Consider the following 3,812-nt stretch of genomic DNA (forward strand, 5'->3'; position numbering starts at 1 on the left):
CGTCGCGCAGTGCGCGGCGCGGGCCCCGGACGGTGAGGCGGGCCCGGGATCAGGCGAAGGTGTTGGTGGACCAGATGGCGTTGCCGATGCCTTCGCCGCCGTCGGCCTTGTAGACGACGAGGTTGCCGTCGTCCTGGAGCTTCAGGAAGGCGCCCGCCGACCAGAAGGTGCCGGAGGCCCAGAGGCCGCGGCTGCCGTCCGCGGAGTAGACGACGGCGTTGCCGTCGGGCTGGATCCGGAGGAAGGCGTTGCCGTTGCCGGCGGTGTTGCTGTGCCACAGGACCGCGTTGTCGCTCAGGCGGTAGAGGACGAGGTCACCGTCCCACTGCATGGCCAGGCGGGTGGTCTTCGCGTACACCTGCTGGCCGGCCACGAGCTGGGTGCCGGAGCGGAAGGTGGTGGCGCTCCAGACGGTGTTGGCGACCGTCTCGGCGGCGTTCTTCTTGTAGAGCGCGAAGGTGCCGTCGTCCTGGAGCTTGAGGAACGCGCCGCTCTGGCCCCAGGTGTTGGAGCCCCACAGGGCGCCGGTGCCGGCGGCCGGGTTGCCGTCGCTCTTGTACAGGACGAAGTTGCCGTCCGTCTGCACGTACGCCCACGCCCCCTTGTTCCCGGAGGTGTTGGTGTTCCAGGTGGGCTCGGCGTCGGCGCGGCGGTAGCGGACCAGGTTGCCGTCCGCCTGCATCTCGACCACGGCGGTCTGCGACTGGAACCACTGACCGGGCTTGATCTTGGTGTCGCTGTTCAGCTTCTGGTCCAGGCGGATGGTGCCGGCGGACCACAGGACGGAGCTGCCGTCGGCCTTGACCATGGCCACGTTGCCGTCGTTCCGGAGCTTGAGGAACGCGCCGTTCTGGCCCCAGGTGCCGGAGGCCCACAGGGCGCCGGTGCCGGCGGCCGGGTTGCCGTCGCTCTTGTAGACGACGAGGTTGCCGTCCGGCTGGATGTACGCCCAGGCGCCGTTGTTGCCCGAAGTCCCGCTCGACCACAGGATCCCGTTGTCGACCTGCTTGTGGGTGACGACCAGGTCGCCGTCCGGCCGCATGGTCAGCTTCAGGTCCGCGCCGACGATCGACTGTCCGGAGGTCAGCTTGGTGTCCGACTTGACCGACACGCCGCCGGCGGCCACGGTCGAGGAGACCCATCCACCGAGGTCGTCGACGCGGGTGGCGGTCGCGCCGGTGCGGGTCTCGGTGGCCGGGGTGTCGAGGCAGCCGCCCTGCCAGGAGCGGGAGGCGACGGCGACGAGTTCGGACTTGCCGCCCGTCTCGCGGATCGTGGGGGCGCCGGTGTCGCCCTTGCAGACCGCCGCGCCGCCGGTGCCGGTGACGCTGATGCCGGTCGCGCTCACGGTGCCGAGGGTGAAGGAGCCGGTGTGGGGCTTCAGCGGGGCCCACTCGTCCTTGGTGCGGCCGTACCCGGCCACCCGCAGGTTCTCTCCCGAGGTGGGGGCGGTCGTGGCGAACGCCGGCGGGGTGATGCCGTCCACGGCGGTGGCCAGGCGGGCCATCACCAGGTCGCGCTCCTGCCGCGGCACCAGCTCGGCCACGTCGGCGGACTTGGCGCCCACCGTGACGGTCGTCTTCCATTTCGGCGCGCCGGCCGCCAGCGTCTGCGGCTGTGCGGGGTCGTCGGAGAAGCAGGACGCGGCGGTCAGCACCCAGTAGTGGTCCACCAGCGTGCCGGTGCAGCCGCGCAGGGCGTCGCCGACGACGATCCGGGCGGTGTAGGCGTACGAGCCGTCGGCGGCGGCGTCGCCGGTCACCGCGCCGGCCGGGGTGAAGGAGGTCATCGTGCCGGCGGCCGCGGCCGCGGCCGCTACCAGCACGCCCGCTCGTCGGGAGCGGGGCGAGGAGTTGCGAGGCATGAACAGGGTTCCCAACGATAAGAGGTGAATTCGGGTAGCGATCGGTCCGACGTGGTCCGGCGGGTTTCCCGCCGGCGTCTTCGCCGACGATCGCGAAGCGCTGTCCTGGAGCGCGCAGGGCCTGCGGGGCAGGTCAGCGGTGAGGCTGACCCGGCAGTTCGGGCCCGTGGTCGCCGAGGCCGGGGACGAGTGAGCCGCCCGCGTCCGACGGAGTCCGCGATCGCGCGGCCTCTGACGGGCCGCCAGGCCGTCGCCCTGCACCCGCTCGGCGGCCTGGAGCGGCACGAGTGGCAGGCCTGCAGCCGGCTCGCCGGCCTGTGCGGCCGGTGGCCCATCGCCGAGCGACGGCAGCCGGCTGCCGAGGAACTCGCAGCGCAGGCCCGGCCGTTCGGCATCCTGGCGGTCGGAGTCCCGCTGTGCGGCCCCGTTGGGCTTCGTGGAGTCGGCCGCCGTCTGCGGGGTGGGCGCGGAGGGCGTGCGCACCGCTCGCGGGCGGCGGCGATGCGGGCCGCTCGGATGGTTCGGGTCCCGCTGGTCCCGGTCCCGCCACTCGCGCGGCGGGGCCGGGGCCGGGGGATCAGGCGTGCGTCAAACCGCCTGATCGGAGCCTCACTTGGAGGTGGTGAGCTCCAGCAGGGTGAACGGGCGCTGCTGCGGGTCGGTGAGCTCGCCGACCTTGTTCCAGGTGTTCGGCTTCAGGTCGTGGATCTTGGTCTCGGTGCCGTTCACCATGACCACGTGGACGGAGTAGTCGGAGGTGGAGACGGCGTAGGTCGACGGCAGCTCCAGGCTGAGCCGACCGGACGTGCCGGTGGTGGTGAAGCAGAAGCGGCCGCCGCCGACCTTGTCGGTCTCCGCCATGTTCCGGGCGTCGACCTCCAGCAGACCCGGGGCGCAGGGCACGAGGACGATGTGGCCGTCACCGCTCTTCAGTCGGATGCCACGGTCCGCGAAGATCTGGTCCGCGCCGGGGTAGGCGAAGTCCTCCACGGCCGGCGGCGGAGTGTCGTCGGCGGTCAGCGCCTTCGGAGCGGCGGCGGTGCCGCCGGGCGCGGCGGCGCTGCGGTCAGCCGCGACGGCGCCCACGACGCCGGACACCGCGACCGTGCCGGCGACCGCGCCGACGATGACCATCTTGGTGATGGAACGCATGAATAAAACCCCCTGATTAGCCGTCAATTGCTGCTGGTTCGCAGCGGACCTGCCGAGTCGGTGCACGTACCGGCGACCTGGTCGAATGGCGTTTCCGGCCACCCCCGGCCACCCCCGGCCCCGACCGGCACCATTGCTATCACGAGCGGGTCGACTTCCGGAAGATCGTTTCCCGTTTCGGAAGCATCTGGAATTCCGCCATGTTCGTATACGGCCTATATGCCCGGGGAAAAGGTTGTCGCGAGCGGGTGAGCCGTGGACCGAGCCGCTACCGGGTGGTCCAGATCGCGGCGGTCCCGAAGACGACCAAGGACACGAAGACCTGCGCCATCATGGCGGGCGGCCACGTGTTGTCCTCCGACTCGCCCCTCTCCTTCGCCTCCATCAGGCGCTGCGCGAACTTCCTGCGGTGGCCGACCATTCCCACCGGGAAGGCCACCACCGCGAACGAGTACATGGCGAGCACCGCGGCCGCGTCCATGTGCTTCGCGTAGTAGCTGCCGAGGCCGAAGAGCACCATCGCGGCCGGCGCCAGCGCCATGCTGATCCGGTGCGTGCGCGTGGGCATTCCCGGCACCAGCACCGCCCAGAACACCGCGGTCGCCAGAATCGCGAGCCACCACCACGACACGACACCAAGCCCCAACGGATACACCGCACACCCCCCTCGTTCCGGCTGTGGGGCCCCCGGGGGCGGCCGGCCGCCCCCCCCCAGGTTTGGGAAGCCCCAAATGAACACCGCCCACACAAACCACCCAGGCATTAACCACGAGAAAGAAAAAAAAAACAACCCCCA

General features: G+C 71.1%; 3 protein-coding genes. All 3 read right to left on the reverse strand.

Features of this window, described 5'->3' with window-relative positions; genetic code table 11:
* Positions 1-49: 49 nt before the first annotated feature.
* Positions 50-1,864, reverse strand: coding sequence for a trypsin-like serine protease (locus ACFRQN_RS37090; RefSeq protein WP_380744954.1), 1,815 nt, complete (start codon positions 1,862-1,864; stop codon positions 50-52).
* A gap of 609 nt (positions 1,865-2,473) precedes the next feature.
* Complete coding sequence (locus ACFRQN_RS37095) at positions 2,474-3,016, reverse strand: hypothetical protein (protein WP_053112263.1); 543 nt, start codon at positions 3,014-3,016, stop codon at positions 2,474-2,476.
* 268 nt (positions 3,017-3,284) lie between these two features.
* The gene (locus ACFRQN_RS37100; RefSeq protein ID WP_380744957.1) at positions 3,285-3,584 is read right to left on the reverse strand and encodes a hypothetical protein; all 300 of its coding nucleotides are present in this window, start codon (positions 3,582-3,584) and stop codon (positions 3,285-3,287) included.
* Positions 3,585-3,812: the final 228 nt, after the last annotated feature.

The sequence above is a fragment of the Kitasatospora sp. NPDC056800 genome (assembly GCF_042789775.1).
Taxonomy (GTDB): domain Bacteria; phylum Actinomycetota; class Actinomycetes; order Streptomycetales; family Streptomycetaceae; genus Kitasatospora.

What these genes read in the sequence shown, in the direction of transcription:
- ACFRQN_RS37090 (WP_380744954.1), bottom strand. Translation starts at nt 1,864, where the DNA reads ATGCCTCGCAACTCCTCGCCCCGCTCCCGACGAGCGGGCGTGCTGGTA.
- ACFRQN_RS37100 (WP_380744957.1), bottom strand. Translation starts at nt 3,584, where the DNA reads ATGCCCACGCGCACGCACCGGATCAGCATGGCGCTGGCGCCGGCCGCG.
- ACFRQN_RS37095 (WP_053112263.1), bottom strand. Translation starts at nt 3,016, where the DNA reads ATGCGTTCCATCACCAAGATGGTCATCGTCGGCGCGGTCGCCGGCACG.